The sequence below is a fragment of the Arthrobacter sp. Hor0625 genome, from assembly GCF_052567525.1.
Window position 1 is genome coordinate 2,209,124 of record NZ_CP199586.1, and the last position, 20,245, is coordinate 2,229,368.

Sequence of the window (20,245 nt, forward strand, 5' to 3'; positions counted from 1 at the left end):
CTGGCGACCGCGGGGTCCCGGCCCCGGGGACCGCACCCGTGCCGCCGGGGCGGAGGCGAAGACCAGTCTGCGGGAGGATAGGGGGCATGAGCGTTGCAAAGTCCGTCCTGCTGTTCGTCCTGGCTGCGGCCGCCGAGATCGGCGGGGCATGGATGGTGTGGCAGGCCGTCCGGGAAGGGCGGGCGTGGTGGTGGGCCGGGATCGGGATCATCGCCCTGGGCCTCTACGGATTCGTCGCCACTCTGCAGCCGGACGCGCACTTCGGCCGGATCCTGGCAGCCTACGGCGGCGTCTTCGTTGCCGGCTCGCTGGCCTGGGGCATGGCCTTCGACGGGTTCCGGCCCGACCGCTGGGACGTGGTGGGCTCGCTGATCTGCCTCGCGGGGGTGGCCGTGATCATGTTCGCTCCCCGCGGTCCGGTCGCCTAGGTTCCGGCCAGCTTTTCGGCCTCCGGACGGTATCCCGCTGAGCCGTCTTCCCGTCCGTGTGTCCCGACGCTTCCGCGGTACCGGATAGTCTGAAGGAAGGCCCGCAGCCCGCCTGGCCCATCAGTCAAAACCCCCTTGAGAGGACAGCATTAGTGAGCCTAATCCGGCTGCATGACGTCAGCGTCCGCTTCGACAACACCCAGGTCCTTCGCGAGGCGTTCTTCCGGCTTGAACCCGGAGACAGGGTGGGCCTCATCGGCAAGAACGGGTCCGGCAAGACCACCCTCCTGAAGCTGGTCCTCGACCAGGTGGCTCCGGACACCGGCACGGTCAGCATTGAACTCGGCACGAGGGTGGGCTACTTCTCCCAGTTCTCAGAGCTGAACGGCGACTCGACCATCACCGAGGTCCTCGACGGCCTTTTCGGCGAGATCAAGAGCGTGGAAGCCGAGCTGGCCGCCATTGATGCCGCCATCGCGGCCGATCCCGCCCCCGGCGAGCTGGACGGTCTGATCGGACGGCAGGCGGCCCTGTTCGAGGACATGGAGCGCCTCGATGGCTGGGACTACCCGCGACGGATCGACACCGTGCTGACCACGTTGGGGTTCGATGACGCCCACCGTCACTGCGCGATCGATGCGCTGTCCGGGGGCTGGCGGAACCGGGCCGCGCTGGCCAAGATCCTGCTCGAAGGCCCGGACGTCTTGTTGCTCGATGAGCCCACCAACTTCCTCGACGTGGCCGGCGTCGAATGGCTGGAGAACTGGTTCCGCGGATTCCAGGGAGCGGCCGTGATCGTCTCGCACGACCGGACGTTCCTGGACGCCGTCGTTACCCGCATCATCGAGGTGGAGAACTTCCACCTGCACGAATACCCCGGGAACTTCGGCGAATATGTGGTCCAGAAGCAGTTCCGGCTCAAGACCCTCGAGCAGCAGTTCGTGCACGAGTCCGAACTGCTCGCGTTTGAAGCCGAGGGAATCGCGGACCGTCGCGAAGCCGCCAAGGCCGCCGGCCGCGGACTGGGCAACCAGCTGGCCAAGATCAAGAAATCCCGGACCCCCAGGCCGGTGGACCAGATCGTCACCGAGATCTACGGCGGCCTCCACGTGAAGGACGTGCTGTGCCGGGTGGAGGGGCTGGGCAAGTCCTACGGCGAGAAGGTCTTGTTCGACGATCTGAGCTTCGAGATTCGCAAGGGCAACCGGATCGCGGTGCTGGGCGCGAACGGCAGCGGGAAGTCCACCCTGCTGAAGGTCCTCACCGGCGAGGAGGCCCCCGACGCCGGCCAGGTGGCGTGGGCAAAGGGCCCGGGCTTCGTGTCGTACAACCGGATGCTGGCGGACCTCGACGACGGCGACACCGTTTCCCACGCCGTCAACGCGCTGCCGGACAGCCTCGCCTTCAGCGCCACGAAGAAATCCGTCAACCGTTTCCTGGCGATGTTCCAGTTCTCCGAGGCGGACCTCAAGCAGAAGATCGGCAACCTCTCGGGGGGCCAGAAGGCGCGCGTGGCCATGGCACAGTGTCTGCTCTCCGGCGCGTCGGTGCTGCTGCTGGACGAGCCCACCAACCACCTGGACCTTTCGAGCACCCAAGTGATGGAGCGGGCGCTGCTGCATTTCCCGGGTGCGGTCGTGGTGGTGAGCCACGACCGGTTCTTCACCGAGAAAATCGCCACGCGCCTGCTCGTTTTCGGCGCCGCCGGCGCGGCCCCCGGCGAAGTCGGCCAGCGGGCCGCCTAGGGCCTCCCGGGCTGCAGCGGGGGATAATGGGGTCGTGGCCGAACAGCGTCCGGACCACGGGGCGGATCCGTGGGAGGAATTCGACCGGCTCCCACCGGCCGGGCAGGACCGCGTCGTGGGCCTTCCGGGCGGTGCGCCGCAGGGCTTCGGCTTCCGCACCGGGGTGCGCAGCGCCCGCGTCGCTTTCGGATTCGCGGTGTACGCCCTTGTTCTGGGAAGCGTGCTGGTCGTCTGCGGTGCCATCTACTTCATCAGCCGAGGACAGTGGCTGTGGCTCGGGCTGATGGCAGCGATCGAGACGGCCTTCGTCCTGGCGTTCGCACGGCTGGTGGTCCTGGCCCGCAACCGCCGTTCCGCGCCCTGACGCGCCAGCTCCAGATGACGCGCCGTCCGCGCCCTGACGCAACAGCCCTGCCTGACGCGGCAGGCCGGGCCAGCAGGCAGACTCAGCGGCGACGGTGCCGTGCCGTGGCCGCCAGATAGCCGCCCAGCACACCGACCCCGCCCAGACCGGCGGTAAAGAGCGCCTTGGGCCAGCCCGGCCAGCGGTCCGGCTGGACGGACACCAGCTCGCCGACGGCGCCGATCAGGGCCGCCGTGATCACCCCCGCGACAAGCCGGTTGCCGGTGCGTTCGGCCTTGTCCATCAGGCGGTCCAGCTCATCGGCCCGCAGGTGCACATCCAGGCCGCCGCGCTCCAGCACGTCCAGGAGGCGGCGGGCCAGATCGGGGGCCTCCGCGCCAAACCGCAGCGCCTCCCAGCCGAACTTCTTCAACTGCCCCGCCAGCGCCCCGGGGGACAGCGAGCCGAGGATAATCCGCCGGGTGAACGGGGCCAGCTGCTCGGTCAGCTCGAAGCCCGGATCGAGCTGTTTACCCAGTCCGTCAGCCATCACCAGCATCTTCACCATCAGGGCCGCCTCGCGCGGCAGCCGGAGCCGGTGCGTGCGGAGCAAACCGGCCAGTTCAGCCAGCACCGGGACGATCGGGACCTGGGCCAGGGGCCGACCGGCATAGCGGGCCACCAGGCGGCCCAAGGCCTCCTGCAGGCCGGCCTGGTCGGCGGCTTCCGCCGCGCCGCAGAGCTGCACGATCGCGGTGGTGAGCCGTGCGGCGTCCTCTTCGACGACCGCCAGCAACACCCGGACCAAATTCCAGCGGGCCGCGTCGCTGATCTGGCCGACCATGCCGAAATCAATAATCCCCAGCCGCCCGTCGGGTTCGACGAAGAAGTTCCCCGGATGCGGGTCCGCGTGGAAGAAACCGTCCTCGAAGACCATCTTCAGCAGGACGTTGCAGGCCCGGACGGCGAGCTCCCCGGAGTCGATCCCCGCGGCGCGCAGGGCGCCGACGTCGTTGATCTTGATCCCGCGGACGCGTTCCAGCGTCAGGACGCGGGACGTCGTGGTGTCCCAGTAGACCCGGGGAATGTGGACGCGGTCGTCGCCGGCGAAGTTGTCCGCAAATTGCTCCGCGTTCCTGCCTTCCTGCAGGTAATCGAGCTCTGCCCGCAGGGTCTGGGAGAACTCCTCGACAAGGGCGGCAACGTGGTATCCCGCGACGGCGGCGGACGCCCGCTCGGCCCGCCTCGCCAGCTCCGCCATGACCTCCAGGTCCTCGTTGACCTGCGCGACGACGCCGGGCCGGCGGACCTTGACCACGACGTCGGCTGGCCCGCCCGCTGCCGGGACGGTGGCCTCATGAACCTGGCCGATGGACCCGGTGGCCAGCGGTTCCTCATGCAGGGTGGCCAGCAGCGGCTCCGCCCGGGGGCCGAGCTCTTCGGCAATGACGTGGCGGATCCCGGCCACGGGAACAGGCGGGGAATCGTCCTGGAGCCTGGCCAGCTCGGCGGCGTAGTCCGCGGGCAGGATGTCGGGGCGGGTGGAAGCGATCTGGCCGAACTTCACGTAGACGGTTCCCAGGTCCTCCAGTGCAAGCCGGATCCGGGCCGGGAGGGGAATACCGCCGGCCGGCGTCCGCTGGCCCGCATGGCGGCCCGGCAGGTGCAACCGGTCCAGGCCCAGATAGCCGATGGCGAACCCCAGACCGTGCCTGCCGAGGGTCTCCACGATGTGCCGGAACCGGTCCCGCCGCGCGCTCATGCCGCCAGACTACACGCGGCGTGCGGTGCCGCGGCGGGAACCGGCCGCGGAGCCGGCTAGAGCCAGCCCTTCCGTTTGAAGATCCCGTACATGATCGCCGCCGTGCCCGCCATCATGCCGATTGCCATCGGGTAGCCGAAGGTCCAGTGCAGCTCCGGCATCCGCTCGAAGTTCATGCCGTAGACCCCGGCCACAAAGGACGGCGCGAAGAAGATCGCGGCCCAGGAGGAAATCTTCTTGACCTGTTCGTTCTGCTCGGCGCTCGCCTCGTTCTGGCGGTTGGCGGTCAGGGTGCCGTCCAGGGTCAGGGCGTTCTGCAGCAGGTCGCGGAAGGAATCGGCGCGGGAGATCAGCCGTTCCACATGGTCCTCGACGTCGCGGAGGCTGTGCTGGAGTTCGGTGTTGACCTGGTACTTCTCGAAGCCGCGCCGCAGCAGCTGGACCATGGCCGGGAGGGGATGGATGGCGCGCTGGAACTGGATGACTTCACGGGCCAGCTCGTAGATCCGTCGGGAGACGGTGGGATCGCCGCTGAACAGCTGGTCCTCGATCTCGTCGATGTCGTTTTCCAGCCCGGCGACGACGGGCACGTAGTCGTCCACGACCTGGTCCATCAAGGCGTACAGCACCGCCTCCGGGCCGTGGCACAGCAGGTCGGGGCGCCGTTCGAGTTTCCGCCGCACCTGGGCCACGCCGCCGGTCTCAGCGTGCCGGACGGTGACGACGAAGTTCTCACCGGTGAAGACGTGGAGTTCGCCGAACTCGACCGTTTCGGTCTCGTCCAGGTACCGGGCCGGCCGCAGCACGGTGAAGAGGTTGTCGTCGTAGCGTTCGAGCTTGGGGCGCTGGTGGGCCGAGATCGCGTCTTCCACGGCGAGGTGGTGGAGCCTGAACTCGGCGGCGACGGCGGCCATTTCGCCCTCCGTCGGCCGGTAAAGGCCGATCCAGGCCATCCCGCCGTGCCGGTTCAGGGTCTCAAACGTCTGTTCCAGGCTCTGCGGTTCGGCACTGCGGACACCGTCCACGTAGACGGCGTTGTCGATGATAGTCACCGGCTTATTATCCCTTCCGCCCCGGCGCCAGCGCGCTTCCCTGCGCCAGCCGGCTGATCAACGGCTCGGTGCGGTACGGGATGTGCGTGTGCAGTGCCAGCACTGTCTCGGTCCGGATCACCCCCTTGATCCGCAGAATTGAGCGCAGCGCAGCCTGCAGATTGTGCGTGTCGGTGGCCACCACCCGGCACCAGACGTCGCCGCGGCCGGAAATCTCGTGCACCTCCAGGACCTGGGGGAGCAGCCGCAGGGCGCCGACGACGCCGTCGAGCTCGCGGTGGTTGACCTCGATCGTCACGAACGCGACGACGTCGTAGCCCACCGCTTCGAGGTCGATTTCCCGGCCGCCGTCGTGCAGCAGGCCCGAGCGCAGCATCCGCCGGACCCGGGACTGGGCGGTGTTCCGGGCGATGCCTAGGGTCTCGCTGATTTCCCCGATCTGGACCCGGGGATCCTTGATGAGTTCGAGCAGGATCTTCAGGTCGGTGGGGTCCAGACTGTTCAAATCATCACTCCGGTTCATGCTGGCGGGCATCGATTGATGCTTTTGCTCAATATTGGCACAAATCTTGGTTTTATCGGTCACTAATGCCGCATTCTGGAGCTACCCATCTCCACCGGGCCGGCCCCTCCCCACCAGGGACCCGGGAGGCCCGCTTCACACCAGCAGGGACACCGTCATGACCGTCTTCAGCGAACTCCGCATGCGCCCGACCACGGCTGAACGCTGGGCCTGGGACGCCTCCGTCACGGCGCGGCTGGTGATGGCCGGCGTCGTGATCTTCACTCTGCTGGTCGGCGCCAACCTGGCTACCCCGCTGTACCCCCTGCTGCAGGCCAAGCTGGGCATCACCGCCCTGGACGTCACCGTGGCCTTTTCCGCCTACGTCCTGGCGCTGGTGGCGACCTTAATCCTTGCCGGGCACTGGAGCGACCACATCGGCCGCCGCGCCGCCCTGGTGCTGGCCGTCCTGGTCGGACTGGCCGGCGGCTTCGTGTTCGCGAACGCGGACAACCTGCTGGCACTCTCCGCGGGGCGGGCCATGCAGGGGGCCGCCGTCGCGCTGGCCACCGGAGCCAGCTCCGCCGCGCTGCGCGAACTGCTGCCCAGCCGGCCGGAGTGGGCGTCCCGGTTCACGTTGCTGGCGTCCGCCGGCGGTGTCGCGGCCGGTCCCGCAATCGGCGGCGTGCTCTCGCTGCTCCCGGGCCCCACTTCCACGCCCTATTACCTGCACTCGGTGGTCCTGCTGGCACTCCTGGTGCCGCTCTACCTGCTGAAGGCCCGTCCGGCCATCAGCTCGGTGGCGGGACCGCAGCCGTTGAAGGTGCTGGCGCCCCGGCGGCCGTCCGTGTCGAGCGAGGCCCGCGGCGCCTTCTGGCTGGCCTCAGCCGTGGGATTCCTCAGCTTCGCCGTGTTCGGCTTCTGCCTCTCGCTGGCCCCGGGCTATTTCGCCCAGATTGTCCACGCCGACTCGCGGCCGCTGATCGGCCTGCTCGCGGGCCTGACGCTGGCGGCGTCGGCGCTGAGCCAGCTGCTGGCCGTCCGCGGGCGCTTCGTGGTCCCGGCCGGGCTGGCCCTGCTTGCGGTCTCGGTGCTGCTGATCGCCGCCGCGGCTGCGGTGGGCAGCCCGGTGCTGCTGGTCGCTGCCAGTGTCACCGCGGGCCTGGGCCAGGGCGTGGCGTTCCGGACCGTTTTCAATGATGTGGCGTCCAAGGTGGAGGCCTCGCGCCATGCCCAGATCATCAGCACGGTCTACGTCATCACGTACTTGGGCAGCGCCTTCCCGGTCATCGGCCTGGGACTCGCCGCCGGTGCCTTCGGGCTGCAGGCTGCCGTGGCCGGCTTTGTCGCCCTCTGCGCCGTCTTCGCCCTCGGCCTGGCGGCCGTGACCCTGCGCGGCGCGCTGCGGACCACCGCGACGGTGCGCTGACCGGAGGCTCGGTGCGCTGACCCCGGAGGTGGCAGTCGGCGGGCTCCGCGGGAAGGGCCGTGCCGGCCGGCTATGCGGGCAACGGCCCGTGGTTGCCCTGGATGTGGTCGAACACCAGGGTCGTTTCGGTGTGGCCCACCACCGGATCGGTGGCCAGGTTGTCCAGCACCCAGTCGCGCAGGTCCTCGGTGGTGGCCACCGCGATGTGCAGCAGGTAATCCACCGAACCCGAGGTGTGGAAGGTGCTCAGTACCGCCGGCAGCTTGGGAACCCGGGCGGTGAACCGGTCGATCTGTTCGCGGTCGTGGGCGCGTAGCCGCACCGCGATCAGGGCCTGGACCGAGCGGCCCACAGCGGCGAGGCTGAGCTTGGCCTCGAAGCCCTGGATGATGCCGCGCTCGGACAGGGCCCGCGTGCGCATCAGGGCCGTCGACGGCGCGATGCCCACCAGTTCGGCAAGCTGCTTGTTTGAGATCCTGGCATCGGCCACCAGGGCGGCGAGCAGCCGCTCGTCGATGGCATCCAGGGGTTCGCCGGCACCGGGGGCGGGCCGAACATTCTTCGCGGTGCTGCTCACGGATCCTCCTACAAGTGCGATGAGTTCATCATAATCGGCCCAATCCACCACATCCATTCAGACGCCCTGTGAAACTCCGAATTATTGCCAGATACTTGCCGCATTCAATGGTGAATATTCGTAAGGAGTACGGTGCTTTCTCAAGATTCGCTGGCGGTCCACGCCGGCCGGAACGGCCTGACGGAACTCGGGGTCCATGCCGTTCCGATTGACCTGTCCACCACCGCCCCGCTGCCGTCGGTCCACGACGGCGGCCTGGCCTACGAGCAGATGGCCACGGGCGGGCCGCACCTGGACGGCCAGAGCACCGTTTACCAGCGGCTCTGGAATCCCACCGTTGCCCGGTTCGAAGAAGGGGTTGCCGCGCTTGAGGGCACCCCCGAAGCGGTGGCCTTTGCCACCGGCATGGCGGCCTTGAGCGCCGTCGTCCTTGCCGCCGTCGCCGGCGGGAAAAACCATGTGGTGGCCGTCCGCCCGCTCTACGGCGGCAGCGACCACCTGCTGGCCTCCGGGGTGCTCGGCAGCGAGGTCACGTTCACGACGGCCGAGGGGATCCGTGCTGCGCTGCGCCCGGAGACGGGCCTGGTCATCCTCGAAACCCCGGCCAACCCCAGCCTGGAACTCGTCGACATCGCCGCCGCCGTGGCTGCCGCCGACGGGGTGCCGCTGCTGGTGGACAACACTTTCGCCACCCCGGTTCTGCAGCAGCCCTTCCGGCTGGGCGCTGCGATGGTCCTGCACAGCGCCACGAAGTTCTTCGGCGGCCACGGCGACGCCATGGGGGGAGTCGTCGCGGTGTCCGCCGAATGGGCCGTCCGGCTGCGGCAGCTGCGGGCCATCACCGGCGGAATCCTCACCCCGTGGCCGGCCTACCTGCTGCACCGCGGGCTGGCGACACTGCCGGTCCGCGTGCGGGCGCAGCAGGCCGGCGCCGCCAAGGTCGCCGCCGCGCTGGCCGAACACGGCTTGGTCCGGCGGGTCTACTACCCGGGCCTGCCCGAATGCGACCCGCAGGGCCTGGTCGGGGCGCAGATGGCCGGACCGGGTTCACTGCTCGCGTTCGAGCTGCCCAGCGCCGAGCACGCCGAACGGTTGCCGTCGGCCGTCAGCATGATTACTCACGCCGTATCGCTGGGCGGTGTCGACACCCTGATCCAGCATCCCGCCGGGCTCACGCACCGTCCGGTGGCCGCGGAGGCCAAACCGCACGCCGGCCTGCTGCGGCTCTCTGTGGGGTTGGAAGATCCCATGGACATCGTGGCGGACCTCATCCAGGCCCTCGAGGCGACCCGCTAGCGCAGCCTTGGGCCGCCCGCCGCGGCGGCCGGAACACCTGCGGGGTGCACGACGGCGGTGACCGCCGCCGTCGTCACCGCCAGGGCCATCACGGCCAGCGCCAGGCCGGCCCAGCCCAGGGACTGGAACAGCAGGCCGCCGGCCCAGCCGATGACGCTTGAGCCAAGATAGTAGGCGAGGTTGTAGAGCGAAGCCGCCTGCGCACGGCCGGTGGTCGCGATTACCCCCGTCCAGCCGGAGCCAATACTGTGCGCGGCGAAGAAGCCGCCGGTAAACAGCAGCAGTCCGGCCAGGATGAGGACCAGCAGCTGCGTCAGGGTCAGCGCCAGCCCGGCAACCATCAGGGCGGTGCCTGCCACCAGCACGTTCCGCCGGCCAAAGCGCAGCGTCAGCCCCGCCGCCCAGCGCGCGGAGACCGTGCCGGAGAGGTAGGCCAGGAAGATCAGGCTGATCAGTGTCGCCGGCAGTCCGAAGGGCTCGCCGGAAAGCCGGAAGCCCAGGTAGTTGTACACCGCCACGAAGCCGCCCATCAGCAGGAACGCCTGGACGTAGATGGCGAGCAGCCGCGGGTTCCGGGTATGGCCGGCCAGGGTGGCGAGGGCGCCTCGGAAGCCTCCGGCGGCCGCGGCGGTGAAGTTCCGCGCCGGCGGCACCAGCACCAGGAAGAGCACCGCCGCCGCGGTCGCCATGACAGACACGGCCAGGGCGGCGGCGCGCCAGCCCCACAGCTCACCGACCGGGCCGGCCACCAGCCGCCCCGCCAGCCCGCCCAGGGTCGTGCCCGCGACGTAGGTGCCGGCGGCGAGGGCGGTGTGGGCCTTGTTGACCTCCTCGTTGAGGTAGGCGATGGCGATGGCCGGGATGCCCCCCAGGGCCATGCCCTCGAGCAGCCGCAGGCCCAGGAGTGCCGGGAAGCTGGGCGCGAGCGGAGCCAGCAGCCCCAGCACGGTAGCCGCTGAGATGCCCCAGGCCATGGCCCGGACCCGACCGATGCGGTCGGCGAGGAAAGACCAGGGCAGCACCGTTGCGGCGAGGCCGACGGTGGCCAGGGAGATGGTGAGGGCCGCCTCGGCCGCGGTCACCTGCAGGTCCGCCGCGACCAGGGGCAGCACGGCCTGGGTGGAGTACAGCTGGGCGAAGGTGGCGACCCCGGCGAAGGCCAGGCCGGCAAGGATCCTGCGGTAGGCAGCCGAGCCCTTCGGGTGGCCCGGCCAGGCGGCGCCCGGGCGCGCCGGCAGCGGTGTCGCCGGCGGCCGGGGCGTCCGAGGGAGCGGTGTACGGGGCATGGCCTCAGGATAGGTGCGCCAGGTGCTATGCATCCAATGCATCATTTCCCTATAATCGATAGCAAAACCGGATGAAGAGAATGGGCGGGACGGTGGAGATCGAGCAGAAACAGCTCAGCCAGCTGCTGCCGCTGCTGCCCCTGCTGGCGGAGCTGGGCCGGACCCGGCACGTCACCGCGACGGCGGAGGCGCTGGGGGTTCCGCAGTCCACGGTCAGCCGCGCCATCGCACGGGCCAGCAGCATCATCGGCACGGACCTGCTGCTCCGCGACGGCAGGGGAATCCGGCTGACCCCGGCAGCCTTGGCGCTGCTGCCGCACATCGAAACCGCGCTGGGCGAATTCCAGGCCGGCCTGGACCTGGTCCGGCACGAAGCCGAGGTAGTCCGCGGACGCATCGCGGTGTCCTTCCAGCACACCTTCGGCGAGGCCATGCTGCCGCTGCTGATCAGTGCGTTCCGCAGCCGCCACCCCCAGCCGGCCTTCGTCCTCAGCCAGGGCGCGCGGGACGGCTGCCTCGCCGAACTGGCAGCCGGGGACGCGGACCTGGCCCTCACCGCCCCGGTCGCAACGCCCAGCCGGTTGGTCTCCTCGGCCGCGCTGTACCGGGAACCGCTCCGGCTCGTCGTGCACCACGCCCACCCGCTGGCCGGCCGCCGGACGGTGCGGCTCGCGGAAATCCGGCAGGAGCCCTTCGTCGCCATGGGGCCCGGCTACGGCATGCGCTCGCTGACCGACGCGCTGTTCCGGGAAGCGGGGTTCCGGCCCCGCATCGCCTTCGAGAGCCAGGACTCGCACACCGCCCGGGGGCTCGTCTCGGCCGGGCTGGGCGTGAGCATCCTTCCGCCCAGCGGGTCGATCACCGGGCGCCACACCCCCGAGCAGTCCGCCGGCCTCGGCTGGGTCGAACTTGCGCTGGCATCGGACCTTGCCTTCCGCGAGATCGGCCTGGCCTGGCGGGAACGGCGCGGCGGAGCCGACGCAGAACCGGACCCGGTCCGGCTGTTCCGCGAGCTGGTGCTCAGCGAGGGGCCGGCGCTGCTGGCGGGCTTCGTCCGCGGGCGCTCCGGGGCCTGACTGGGCCGGGCCCGGAGGGGCGTGGCAGGTGTCAGTCCAGCAGCCTGGCCAGGACCTCCGCGACGGAACCGGCCCGGGCCTGCTGCCACCCGGTTCCGGCCCACAGGTTCAGCCGCTCGGCATCCCCGGCGGCGGCAGCCGCGGCGCGCAGCGGGGCGGTCAGGTGGTGCACGGCGGGGTAACCCTCCGGAGCGTCCCGATGGTCCCGGACAAACTCATTGACCAGCGCCCGGGCCTGCCGGCCGGTGAAGGCACGGGTCAACGCCGTTTCAGTGAAGTGCGGGCTGGCCAGGGCATCCTTGTGCAGCGTGCGGGCGCCGCTTTCCTCCGTGCGCAGGAACGCGGTGCCCAGCTGCGCCGCGACGGCTCCCGCGGCCCGGACCGACCGCACGCCGGCGGCGTCCATGATGCCCCCGGCTCCAACGAGGGGCAGCGCGACGGCGGCGCGCACCGCCGCGACGAGGCCCGCCGTCGTCGCCTGGCCTCCGGCGGCCGCAGCGCGTCCCGGCCCGGCGGGCTCCGGCCCGAACGCCGCGCTGTGGCCACCGGCGGAAGCGTGCTGGACCACCAGGGCGTCCACGCCCTGTTCGGCGGCGCGCGCCGCCTCGGCCGTGGTCGTGACCGTGGCCAGGACGGCGGACCCGGCCCGTTGCAGGGCCCTGACCGTCTCCCGGCCCGGGAGCCCGAACGTGAAACTGACCAGTTCCACCGGGTCGGCGAGCAGCGCGTCGATCTTGTCCGTCCAGGCGTCATCGTCATCGAAGCGCAGCGGCGGAAGATCCACGCCGTAGCGCAGGGCGTCGGGGCGGAGGCGCCGGCGGTACTCTTCCAGCTCGGCGCGGCTGGCGGCGGACGGGTCCAGCTGAGCGGGGTCCGGCACGAAGACGTTCATCCCGAACCGGGCGCCGGCATCCCGGGCGGTCCGGATGTCCGCCAGCATGGCCGCGGCGTCCTTGTAGCCGGCAGCCAGGAAGCCCAGGCCCCCGGCCGCGTGGACGGCGGCAACGAAGCCGGGCGTGGAGGTACCGCCCGCCATCGGCGCGGCGATGACCGGGGTACCGAAGATGTCCTGCGGCATTGCTCGCTCCTGTCAGTGATTCAGTAGGCTGTTCCGGTGACTCATTCTGACATCCCGGCCCCTGCGGATCCCGCCTCCTCCACCGGTGCCGGCGCCGTGATCGGCCTCGATATCGGCGGCACCAAGACCCGCGGGGTCCGGTTCGAATCCGGTGTCCCGGTGGCGGACGAATCGGTGGGCAGCGCGAACGTACAGAACGTGACCCCCGACGTGGCTGCCCGCAACCTCGCCGAACTGTTCGCACGGATCGGCGGCGGCGACATCGCCCAGGTCTACGCCGGCGCCGGCGGCATCGACACCGACGACGACGCCGCGGCGCTCGCCGCGCTGATCGCCCCGCACGTGCCCGGTGCCAAGGTCACCGTGGTGCACGATTCCCGCCTGTTGCTGGCGGCCGGGGGCGCCAGCACGGGCGTGGCCGTGATCGCCGGGACCGGCTCGGCCGCGTGGGGCCGCAACAGCGCCGGCGCCGAGGCCCGCGCCGGCGGCTGGGGCTACCTCCTTGGCGACGAGGGCAGCGGCTACTGGCTCGGCCGCGAGGCCGTCCGCCACAGCCTGCGCCGAATGAACCAGGGGCTGGAGCCCGATGAACTTACCCGGGCGCTGCTGGCCTCCTGCGGCGTCGACCACCCGAACAAGCTGATCGCCCTGTTCCACTCGCCTGAAACCGGCCGCCGCTACTGGGCCCAGCGGGCACGGCTGGTGGTGGAAGCCGCCGACGCCGGCCATGCCGCGAGCCAGGCGCTGATCGACCTCGCCGGCCGTGACCTGGCCGCCCTCGCCGAACAGGCGGTCCGGCAACTGGGCATCGACGGGCCGGTCATCCTGGGCAGCGGCCTGGGCATGAACGTGGTGCGGCTGCAGGACGCTTTCCGGGCGGCGCTGGCCGCGGCCGGGATCACCGACGTGCGGGTCCTGCGGCAGGAACCGGTCTTCGGGGTGCTGCAGCTCGTCGCCGAACAGGGCTAGGGCGGGTCAGCGGCGGCGCCGGGGGCGCAACGGCACCCCGGGCAACGGGGGAGCGGGGATCCGGCCGGCCTCCGCGCCGGCGTCGGGGTCGTGCCCGTGCACCAGCCCGAACCGCGCACCGGCAGCCTCCGCGTCGGTCAGGCCGGCCTGGGCTTCCCAGTCCAGCCGCGCCTGCGCCACCTCGTCGTGGCTGCGGCCCACGAAGTTCCACCACATCAGCAGTTCCTCTTCGAACGGTTCCCCGCCCAGCAGCACAAAGCGGGTCTCCGGGGCGGCTTCGAGCTCCAGGCTGCGGCGTCCGGAGCCAAGGTAGCCCAGCGGCCCGGGCCCGACCTCCTGCCCGTCCAGCCGCAGGCTGCCGTCGAGCACCAGCACGGCGTGCTCGAACTCCGGATCCAACGGCAGGCTGACCGGGCCGGCGGCGCTGATGTCCGCCCCGACGATCGGGGAGTACACCGTGGCCGGCGACGTGGCTCCCGCCAGCGAGCCGACCATCACGGTGGCGGTGAACCCCGCCCCGCGGACCACCGGCAGCTCGCGGTGCTGTTCGAACGCAGGCGGGCGGTGGCGTTCGGAATCCGGCAGCGCCACCCACAGCTGCAGTCCGCGCTGGACCGGTACCTCCGGCGGCCCGGCGGGTGCCCCGTTGCCGGGTACCTCCCGCGGCCCGCGGTCATGATGTTCAGCTCACCCGGCCTGACCAGTACGTCGCTGCCCACGCTGTCGCGGTGCCGGATGGTTCCGGCCAGCGGCCAGGTGACCGTCTGCAGGCCGGTGTGCGGATGCGGCAGCACGGACATGGCGACCCGGTCGGGACCGAAACTGTCCAGGAAACACCACGCGCCCACCGTGGGCAGCCCGCGCTGGGGCAGGGTCCGGGAGACGTTCATGGCGCGGACTCCGCCCAGCGGCACCTCCCGTGCCGGCCACAGCTGCAGGCAGGGCCCGCTCGCGGAACCCTCGACGCTGTGGGCGGCGGGGCAGACTTCTTCAGGCGGGCGAAGTTCAAGGTTGGTCACCCTCAAACTCTAGGGCCCGGAGGCGCCGGACGGCAGGGGCGGTCCTGCGCCGTTACGCTGGATCAATGACTCTGGCATTCGACACCCGTCCCGCCGCCTACGGCGTGGTCATCCGGGAGGACTCCCTCCTGCTGGCCTACTGGAAGCAGGGCGGCCGCGAGGGCTGGACGCTGCCCGGCGGCGGCCTGGACCTGGCTGAACACCCCGTGGACGGCTGCCGCCGGGAGATCTTCGAGGAGACCGGCTACCACGCGCAGATCGGCGCGATGCTGGGGATCGACGTCGGGTACTGGCCCGCCGAGAGCCGGCTCGACGGCGGCCGGCGGGACTTCCAGTCCCTGCGGCTGGTGTACGAGGCGAGCATCACCGGCGGGGAGTTGCGGCACGAGGTCGGGGGCAGCACCACGCATGCCGCCTGGATCCCGCTGGCCGAGGTGGCGGCCCTGAACCGGGTCTCGCTGGTGGACGCCGCGCTGCGGCTGTACCGCGAGCGTCCACTGGACGGCAAACTCGCCTGAAAAACTCCTAGCCAGCAGCCCCCGGGTGCGGTTACGCTAGGGAAACCGCGGCCGCAGAGGCTGCGGACGAGCCAGCCGACCGGGGAGGTGGAAGCAATGAATGCAACGGAACTGCGCGCCCAGCGCACACCCAGCCACGTCATTACTCCTGCCCCGGCCGCCCGCCACTCCTAGCCATCAGCTGAACCGGTCCTTTTCGACCGCAGCGGGCGATACTCCTCCGGGGCCCATCAAAAGGGCTTCCATTGAAAATTCAGTTCAGTCACCACTCCGGCCTCGCAGGGCCGGCCCGTTACGGTTTCACCGACGCCGTCGCGGAGCTTTACGCCGCCAACCCCGTACCCGGCGGCACGGCCGCCGGCCGCGTCGTACGGGTGGACCGCAACCTCGTCCTCGTCGCGGACCACAACGGCCAATCCCACCTGCCCTACCCCCGCTCCGGCCCGGTCCCGGCCACCGGCGACTGGGTCTGGCTCGGCAGCAACACCGCCGGCGAACCGGCCATCGTGGGCGTGCTGCCGCGCCGCTCGGAGCTGAGCCGCAAGCGCGCCTTCGAGGCATCCTCCGAGGCGCAGGTGCTCGGCGCCAACATGGACATCGTCGGGGTGGTCGTGCCGGTGGACCGTCCGCTGACGCACAACAGGCTCGAACGGACCCTCGTGGCCGCCTGGGATTCCGGGGCCACCCCGCTGGTGGTCATCACCAAGGCGGACCTCGCCGATGTGGCAGACGACGTCGTCGGGCAGGTCATGCTGCAGGCCGCGGGCGTCGACGTGGTCACCACCTCTGCCGAGCAGGGCGACGGCCTCGACGAGTTGCTGGCCCACCTTCCCCCAGGCGGGACCATCGTGCTGCTGGGCCCCTCGGGTGCCGGTAAGTCCACCCTGATCAACGCCCTCGTCGGTTTTGAGGCACAGGAGACCGGCGCGGTCCGGGCCGGTGACGGCAAGGGCCGGCACACCACAACCTCCCGGGAACTGGTTCCGCTGCCCGGCGGTTCGGTCCTGATGGACACGCCCGGGGTACGCGGCTTCGGGCTGTTCGACGCCGAGGACGGCCTGGACGAGGTCTTCGGGGATCTGGAGGAGCTCTTCGCGCAGTGCCGGTTCGCCGACTGCGCGCACGGCAGGGAACCCGGCTGCGCCGTGCAGGCCGCGCACGCGGACGGGGTCCTCGACGACCGCCGCTGGGCGAGCTACCTCAAGATGCAGCGGGAGCTGGCGGCCCTGGCGCGGCGGCATGACGCCGCGGCCCGGAGGGCATACCAGCGCGAGTGGCACCAGAAAGTAGTGGTGGCCAGCCGGAGCCAGCGGGCCGCCGAGCGGTTCAGCCACGAGCAGCCGGGCAGGGGCTCGAAGAGCGGCTCGGGGAAGGCGAAAACCCGGGGGCGGGACGGCGGACGGGGCCCCGCCGGGGAGCTTTAGCGCCGCGCCGCCCATCCGCGTGCAGCGCGGCGCCGAATGCCAGTCGTAGTGCGGCCGCCGCCGGCAGCGGCCCGGGGGAGCCCCGGGCCGGTGCCGGCATTGCCGGCGGTGGCGGCTACGCTGGGTCCTACCCGCTTTACAGCCAAAAATCAGCGTGCATATGATCAGCTGGCTGGACCGTCCTATGTTGCCGCCAACAGTTAGGTAAGCCCGGAATGGCAGAGGCCATGATCGAGTTCCAGAGCGTTACCAAGACATACCAGGGCGGCCAGCCCGCGGTCGATGACCTCACCATGTCCATCGACAAGGGCAAAATCACGGTCTTAGTCGGTCCGTCCGGCTGCGGCAAGACCACCTCGCTGCGGATGATCAACCGCATGGTCGAGCCCACCTCCGGCACCATCACCGTCGACGGGCGGGACGTCACCTCCGTGCCGGCGGCACAGCTGCGCCGCTCCATGGGATACGTGATGCAGTCGGCCGGGCTGATGCCGCACCGGTCCGTGCTCGACAACATCGCCACCGTCCCCCGCCTGAACGGGGTGTCCCGGGCCGCCGCACGCCAGCGGTCCCGCGAACTGCTCGACGTCGTCGGCCTCGACCCTGATCTGGGCCGGCGCTACCCTTCCCAGCTTTCCGGCGGCCAGCAGCAGCGCGTCGGCGTGGCCCGGGCGCTGGCCGCCGACCCGCCGGTGCTGCTGATGGACGAGCCCTTCAGCGCGGTGGATCCGGTGGTGCGGGACGAACTGCAGAAGGAACTGCTGCGCCTGCAACGGGACCTGGCCAAAACCATCGTGTTCGTCACCCACGACATTGACGAAGCCACGGTGCTGGGGGACAAGGTGGCTGTGTTCGCCGAGGGCGGGAAACTGGCGCAGTACGCGACGCCCGAGGAAATCCTGCGGGCCCCCGCGAACGACTTCGTCGCCTCCTTCGTCGGCCGCGACCGGGGCTTCCGGCACCTCGCGTTCAGCCCGTCCGACGGCGTCACGATCCACCCGGTGGACACCGTCCGCACCGGCGAGCTCGACGGCCCGGACCGCGCCGCTGCCGACCGGTGGCAGCTCGTCGTCGACGACGGGGGCCGCCCGCTGGGCTGGTGCGCTCCGGGCGCTGGCACCGCGATCGTTCCCGGCGGGTCCCTGTTCCGCAAAGGGGAGACCCTTCGCCGCGCCCTCGACGCGGCGCTGTCTTCCCCGTCCGGGCTGGGCGTCGCCGTCGACTCCGACGGCCGGGTGGCGGGAGTGATCACGGCCGATGAAGTGCTCACCGTGGTCGAGGCTGGCCGCCGGCTCCGGCAGGGCGTGGGCTGATGGAATGGTTCCTGGCCAACAGCGGGCAGGTTTTCAGCCTCGCCGGCCAGCACTTGGTCCTGGCGGTCCTGCCGATGGTCCTCGGCCTGCTCGTCTCCATTCCACTGGCCCAGCTCGCCCGGCGGAACCGGACCCTGCGCACGGTCATCCTGACCGCGTCCTCGCTGCTGTACACCATCCCGTCGCTGGCGCTGTTCATCATCCTGCCCACCATCCTCGGGACCCGGATCCTGGACCCGGCCAACGTCGTGACCGCCCTGACGATCTACGCCGTCGCGCTCCTGGTCCGCGCCGCCCTGGACGCCTTTGACTCCGTTGACGAGGACCTGCAGCAGGCCGCTGTGGCCATGGGCTACAAACCGCTGGCCCGGTTTCTGCAGATCGACCTTCCGCTGTCCCTGCCGGTGCTGTTCGCCGGCCTGCGCGTGGTCTCGGTCAGCAATATCTCCCTGGTCAGTGTCGCCGCCCTGCTGGGCATCGGAAACCTTGGCATGCTGTTCACCGCCGGCCTGCAGCGCGACTTCGTCACCGAAGTAGTGGTGGGCATCATTGCCATCCTGGTCCTGGCCCTGCTGATGGACGCCGTGCTGGTTCTGCTGGAACGGCTTCTGACGCCTTGGACCCGGCCGGGCCGCGGGAAATCCGGCACCGCGGCGGCGGACCGCAGCCCGGCCGGCACCCCGGCGGGAGCCTCCGCATGAGCAACGTTTTTTCCGACACGTTCGCCTGGCTCGCCGACGGCGAGAACTGGGCCGGCAGCACCGGCATCCCGGTCCGTCTCGCCGAGCACCTGCAATACACCGGCCTGATCATGCTGATCGCGGTGGCCATCGCGGTCCCCGTGGGGCTCTACGTCGGCCACACCGGCCGGGGCCGGGTGGCGGTGGTCGCCCTGGCCGGCGCGCTGCGGGCGCTGCCGACCCTGGGCCTGCTGACCCTGTTTGTGCTGCTGGCCGGCATCGGGCTGATGCCCCCGGTCTGGGCCCTGGTGATCCTGACCGTGCCGCCGCTGCTGGCGGGCACCTACGCGGGCATCTCCAGCGTCGACCGGACCGTGGTCGACGCCGCCCGCGCCATGGGCATGACCGAACTGCAGGTGCTGTTCCGGGCCGAGTTCCCCAACGCCCTGCCGGTGATGTTCGGCGGGTTCCGCACCGGCGTGCTGCAGGTGATCGCCACGGTGTCGGTGGTGGCCTACATCAACCTCGGCGGCCTGGGCCGTTATCTCTTCGACGGGCTGGTGCTCTCGGACTTCCCGCAGATGCTGGGCGGTTCGTTGCTCATCGCCGGGCTGGCCATCGCCGTCGATCTGGTCCTCGTCCTGTTCCAGCGGCTCATCCTCTCCCGCGGGGCCGCCCGTAAACCAAACCGCAGCCGGCAGGCAGCGGTTGAGCTCACAGACCCCGCGACCGCGGAGACTGTTGTCCAAGGAGGTACGTCATGAAGGAAATCCGTCATCGAGCACTGGGCAGGCGCGCATTCGGCGGCCTGGCCGCCGGCGTCGGCGTGGCCCTGGCCCTGTCCGCCTGCGGGGGCTCGTCCGACCCGCTGTCCTCGGCACCCGCCAGCGGCGGCTCCTCCGCCGCGGCCGGCGGCGCCCTCGTCATCGGCTCGGCGGACTTCACCGAGAGCCAGATCATCGCCGAACTCTACGCCGGGGCGCTCAACGCCGCCGGGGTGACGGCCAGCACCAAGCCGAACATCGGTTCCCGCGAGGTCTACTTCAAGGCCGTGCAGGACGGCTCCGTGGACGTCATCCCGGACTACAGCGGCAACCTGCTGCTGCACGTCAACAAGGACGCGACCGAGATCTCCGCCGAGGACATTGCCAAGGCCCTGCCGGGCAAGCTGCCCGAGGGCCTGGCCGTGCTGGACGCGGCCAAGGCCGAGGACAAGGACGCCATGGTGGTCACCAAGGCCACCGCGGAAAAGTATCAGCTGAAGTCCATCGAGGACCTGGCCAAGGTCTGCAGCGAGATCGTCGTCGGCGCCCCCGCCACCTTCGCCGAACGCGCCTACGGCCTGCCGGGCCTGAAGAAGAACTACAACTGCGTGCCCAAGAAGCTGGAGCCCTTCAGCGACGGCGGCGGGCCGGTGACGGTCAAGGCCCTGCTCTCGGACCAGGTGCAGGTGGCCGACATCTACACGACTACCCCGGCCATCGCGGACAACGACCTGGTGGTGCTGGAGGACCCGAAGAACAACTTCATCGCCCAGCAGGTCCTGCCGCTGTACAACAAGGCCAAGATGACCGACAAGGCCAAGGAGGCGCTGAACGCCGTCTCCAAGCAGCTGACCACCGAGGACCTGATCAACCTCAACCGCGCGGTCGGCGGCAGTGAGAAGCAGAACCCGAAGGACGCCGCGGCCGCCTGGCTCAAGGACAAGGGCCTGGCTAAGTAAGCACGGTCCCTGACAGTCCGACGGC

At 70.6% G+C, this 20,245-nt stretch carries 21 protein-coding genes; 13 read left to right on the top strand and 8 right to left on the bottom strand.

Annotation, left to right across the window (positions count from 1 at the left end; translation table 11 throughout):
* The first annotated feature begins 86 nt into the window (after positions 1 to 86).
* From ACTWLI_RS10225 to ACTWLI_RS10235, 3 genes are all read left to right on the top strand, one after another.
* A complete protein-coding gene (locus ACTWLI_RS10225; protein WP_445153761.1) occupies positions 87 to 428 on the top strand; it encodes a YnfA family protein in 342 nt (113 codons plus the stop codon).
* A 152-nt stretch (positions 429 to 580) separates the two neighbouring features.
* On the top strand, positions 581 to 2,173 hold the full coding sequence (locus tag ACTWLI_RS10230) for an ABC-F family ATP-binding cassette domain-containing protein (protein WP_445153762.1): 1,593 nt from the start codon (positions 581 to 583) through the stop codon (positions 2,171 to 2,173).
* 34 nt (positions 2,174 to 2,207) lie between these two features.
* Complete coding sequence (locus tag ACTWLI_RS10235) at positions 2,208 to 2,537, top strand: hypothetical protein (RefSeq protein WP_445153763.1); 330 nt, start codon at positions 2,208 to 2,210, stop codon at positions 2,535 to 2,537.
* An 82-nt stretch (positions 2,538 to 2,619) separates the two neighbouring features.
* Here the strand turns inward: ACTWLI_RS10235 and ACTWLI_RS10240 are convergent, their stop codons facing one another.
* Genes ACTWLI_RS10240 through ACTWLI_RS10250 form a run of 3 tightly spaced genes read right to left on the bottom strand, consistent with a single transcriptional unit; the run spans position 2,620 to position 5,865 of the window.
* Positions 2,620 to 4,278 (bottom strand): ABC1 kinase family protein, encoded by a 1,659-nt coding sequence (locus ACTWLI_RS10240; protein ID WP_445153764.1) that lies wholly within the window; start codon positions 4,276 to 4,278, stop codon positions 2,620 to 2,622.
* A 56-nt stretch (positions 4,279 to 4,334) separates the two neighbouring features.
* Positions 4,335 to 5,330, bottom strand: a complete 996-nt coding sequence (corA, locus tag ACTWLI_RS10245; RefSeq protein WP_056737890.1) for a magnesium/cobalt transporter CorA — start codon at positions 5,328 to 5,330, stop codon at positions 4,335 to 4,337.
* A 7-nt stretch (positions 5,331 to 5,337) separates the two neighbouring features.
* Positions 5,338 to 5,865: an Lrp/AsnC family transcriptional regulator gene (locus ACTWLI_RS10250; RefSeq protein WP_445153765.1), complete on the bottom strand. Its 528-nt coding sequence runs from the start codon at positions 5,863 to 5,865 to the stop codon at positions 5,338 to 5,340.
* Between the two features lie 145 nt (positions 5,866 to 6,010).
* Between ACTWLI_RS10250 and ACTWLI_RS10255 the strand changes: the two genes are divergently transcribed.
* Positions 6,011 to 7,261, top strand: a complete 1,251-nt coding sequence (locus tag ACTWLI_RS10255; RefSeq protein ID WP_445153766.1) for an MFS transporter — start codon at positions 6,011 to 6,013, stop codon at positions 7,259 to 7,261.
* A 70-nt stretch (positions 7,262 to 7,331) separates the two neighbouring features.
* Here ACTWLI_RS10255 and ACTWLI_RS10260 read toward each other — a convergent pair whose 3' ends face one another.
* Positions 7,332 to 7,838 carry an Lrp/AsnC family transcriptional regulator gene (locus ACTWLI_RS10260; protein WP_056737893.1) on the bottom strand — a complete coding sequence of 169 codons (507 nt, stop codon included), beginning with the start codon at positions 7,836 to 7,838 and terminating at the stop codon, positions 7,332 to 7,334.
* A gap of 132 nt (positions 7,839 to 7,970) precedes the next feature.
* On the opposite strand from ACTWLI_RS10260, the gene ACTWLI_RS10265 reads away from it, so the two are divergent.
* Positions 7,971 to 9,134, top strand: a complete 1,164-nt coding sequence (locus ACTWLI_RS10265) for a trans-sulfuration enzyme family protein (RefSeq protein WP_445153767.1) — start codon at positions 7,971 to 7,973, stop codon at positions 9,132 to 9,134.
* Here the strand turns inward: ACTWLI_RS10265 and ACTWLI_RS10270 are convergent.
* Entirely contained in the window at positions 9,131 to 10,420 is a 1,290-nt protein-coding gene (locus ACTWLI_RS10270; protein WP_445153768.1) for an MFS transporter, read from the bottom strand. The genes ACTWLI_RS10265 and ACTWLI_RS10270 overlap by 4 nt on opposite strands.
* 71 nt (positions 10,421 to 10,491) lie before the next feature.
* On the opposite strand from ACTWLI_RS10270, the gene ACTWLI_RS10275 reads away from it, so the two are divergent.
* Entirely contained in the window at positions 10,492 to 11,496 is a 1,005-nt protein-coding gene (locus ACTWLI_RS10275) for a LysR family transcriptional regulator (protein ID WP_445153769.1), read from the top strand.
* Between the two features lie 31 nt (positions 11,497 to 11,527).
* On the opposite strand, the gene ACTWLI_RS10280 is transcribed toward ACTWLI_RS10275, so the two are convergent.
* Positions 11,528 to 12,574, bottom strand: a complete 1,047-nt coding sequence (locus tag ACTWLI_RS10280) for a nitronate monooxygenase (protein WP_445153770.1) — start codon at positions 12,572 to 12,574, stop codon at positions 11,528 to 11,530.
* 36 nt (positions 12,575 to 12,610) lie between these two features.
* Between ACTWLI_RS10280 and ACTWLI_RS10285 the strand changes: the two genes are divergently transcribed.
* The gene (locus ACTWLI_RS10285; protein ID WP_445153771.1) at positions 12,611 to 13,543 is read left to right on the top strand and encodes an N-acetylglucosamine kinase; all 933 of its coding nucleotides are present in this window, start codon (positions 12,611 to 12,613) and stop codon (positions 13,541 to 13,543) included.
* A 6-nt stretch (positions 13,544 to 13,549) separates the two neighbouring features.
* On the opposite strand, the gene ACTWLI_RS10290 is transcribed toward ACTWLI_RS10285, so the two are convergent.
* The gene (locus tag ACTWLI_RS10290) at positions 13,550 to 14,134 is read right to left on the bottom strand and encodes a pirin family protein (RefSeq protein ID WP_445153772.1); all 585 of its coding nucleotides are present in this window, start codon (positions 14,132 to 14,134) and stop codon (positions 13,550 to 13,552) included.
* Positions 14,038 to 14,562, bottom strand: coding sequence for a pirin family protein (locus tag ACTWLI_RS10295; RefSeq protein ID WP_445153773.1), 525 nt, complete (start codon positions 14,560 to 14,562; stop codon positions 14,038 to 14,040). Before ACTWLI_RS10295 ends, ACTWLI_RS10290 begins: the two co-directional genes overlap by 97 nt.
* 65 nt (positions 14,563 to 14,627) lie before the next feature.
* Here ACTWLI_RS10295 and ACTWLI_RS10300 point away from each other — a divergent pair, with 65 nt between their 5' ends.
* The 6 genes from ACTWLI_RS10300 to ACTWLI_RS10325 all read left to right on the top strand — a co-directional run bounded on the left by ACTWLI_RS10300 (position 14,628) and on the right by ACTWLI_RS10325 (position 20,220).
* Positions 14,628 to 15,080 (top strand): NUDIX hydrolase, encoded by a 453-nt coding sequence (locus ACTWLI_RS10300; RefSeq protein WP_445153774.1) that lies wholly within the window; start codon positions 14,628 to 14,630, stop codon positions 15,078 to 15,080.
* A gap of 245 nt (positions 15,081 to 15,325) precedes the next feature.
* Positions 15,326 to 16,504 carry a ribosome small subunit-dependent GTPase A gene (gene rsgA / locus ACTWLI_RS10305; protein ID WP_445153775.1) on the top strand — a complete coding sequence of 393 codons (1,179 nt, stop codon included), beginning with the start codon at positions 15,326 to 15,328 and terminating at the stop codon, positions 16,502 to 16,504.
* Between the two features lie 215 nt (positions 16,505 to 16,719).
* Complete coding sequence (locus ACTWLI_RS10310; protein ID WP_445153776.1) at positions 16,720 to 17,817, top strand: ABC transporter ATP-binding protein; 1,098 nt, start codon at positions 16,720 to 16,722, stop codon at positions 17,815 to 17,817.
* Entirely contained in the window at positions 17,817 to 18,518 is a 702-nt protein-coding gene (locus ACTWLI_RS10315; RefSeq protein WP_445153777.1) for an ABC transporter permease, read from the top strand. Before ACTWLI_RS10310 ends, ACTWLI_RS10315 begins: the two co-directional genes overlap by 1 nt.
* Positions 18,515 to 19,261 carry an ABC transporter permease gene (locus ACTWLI_RS10320; protein WP_445153778.1) on the top strand — a complete coding sequence of 249 codons (747 nt, stop codon included), beginning with the start codon at positions 18,515 to 18,517 and terminating at the stop codon, positions 19,259 to 19,261. The genes ACTWLI_RS10315 and ACTWLI_RS10320 overlap by 4 nt, the downstream gene beginning before the upstream one ends.
* Entirely contained in the window at positions 19,258 to 20,220 is a 963-nt protein-coding gene (locus ACTWLI_RS10325) for an ABC transporter substrate-binding protein (protein ID WP_445153779.1), read from the top strand. Before ACTWLI_RS10320 ends, ACTWLI_RS10325 begins: the two co-directional genes overlap by 4 nt.
* Positions 20,221 to 20,245 lie beyond the last annotated feature (25 nt).

Excerpts from the sequence above, each read along its gene's own strand:
- ACTWLI_RS10315 (WP_445153777.1), top strand. The coding sequence starts at position 17,817 with ATGGAATGGTTCCTGGCCAACAGCGGGCAGGTTTTCAGCCTCGCCGGC.
- ACTWLI_RS10325 (WP_445153779.1), top strand. The coding sequence starts at position 19,258 with ATGAAGGAAATCCGTCATCGAGCACTGGGCAGGCGCGCATTCGGCGGC.
- ACTWLI_RS10310 (WP_445153776.1), top strand. The coding sequence starts at position 16,720 with ATGGCAGAGGCCATGATCGAGTTCCAGAGCGTTACCAAGACATACCAG.
- ACTWLI_RS10275 (WP_445153769.1), top strand. The coding sequence starts at position 10,492 with ATGAAGAGAATGGGCGGGACGGTGGAGATCGAGCAGAAACAGCTCAGC.
- ACTWLI_RS10255 (WP_445153766.1), top strand. The coding sequence starts at position 6,011 with ATGACCGTCTTCAGCGAACTCCGCATGCGCCCGACCACGGCTGAACGC.
- ACTWLI_RS10225 (WP_445153761.1), top strand. The coding sequence starts at position 87 with ATGAGCGTTGCAAAGTCCGTCCTGCTGTTCGTCCTGGCTGCGGCCGCC.
- ACTWLI_RS10320 (WP_445153778.1), top strand. The coding sequence starts at position 18,515 with ATGAGCAACGTTTTTTCCGACACGTTCGCCTGGCTCGCCGACGGCGAG.
- ACTWLI_RS10280 (WP_445153770.1), bottom strand. The coding sequence starts at position 12,574 with ATGCCGCAGGACATCTTCGGTACCCCGGTCATCGCCGCGCCGATGGCG.
- ACTWLI_RS10250 (WP_445153765.1), bottom strand. The coding sequence starts at position 5,865 with ATGCCCGCCAGCATGAACCGGAGTGATGATTTGAACAGTCTGGACCCC.
- ACTWLI_RS10240 (WP_445153764.1), bottom strand. The coding sequence starts at position 4,278 with ATGAGCGCGCGGCGGGACCGGTTCCGGCACATCGTGGAGACCCTCGGC.
- ACTWLI_RS10270 (WP_445153768.1), bottom strand. The coding sequence starts at position 10,420 with ATGCCCCGTACACCGCTCCCTCGGACGCCCCGGCCGCCGGCGACACCG.
- ACTWLI_RS10300 (WP_445153774.1), top strand. The coding sequence starts at position 14,628 with ATGACTCTGGCATTCGACACCCGTCCCGCCGCCTACGGCGTGGTCATC.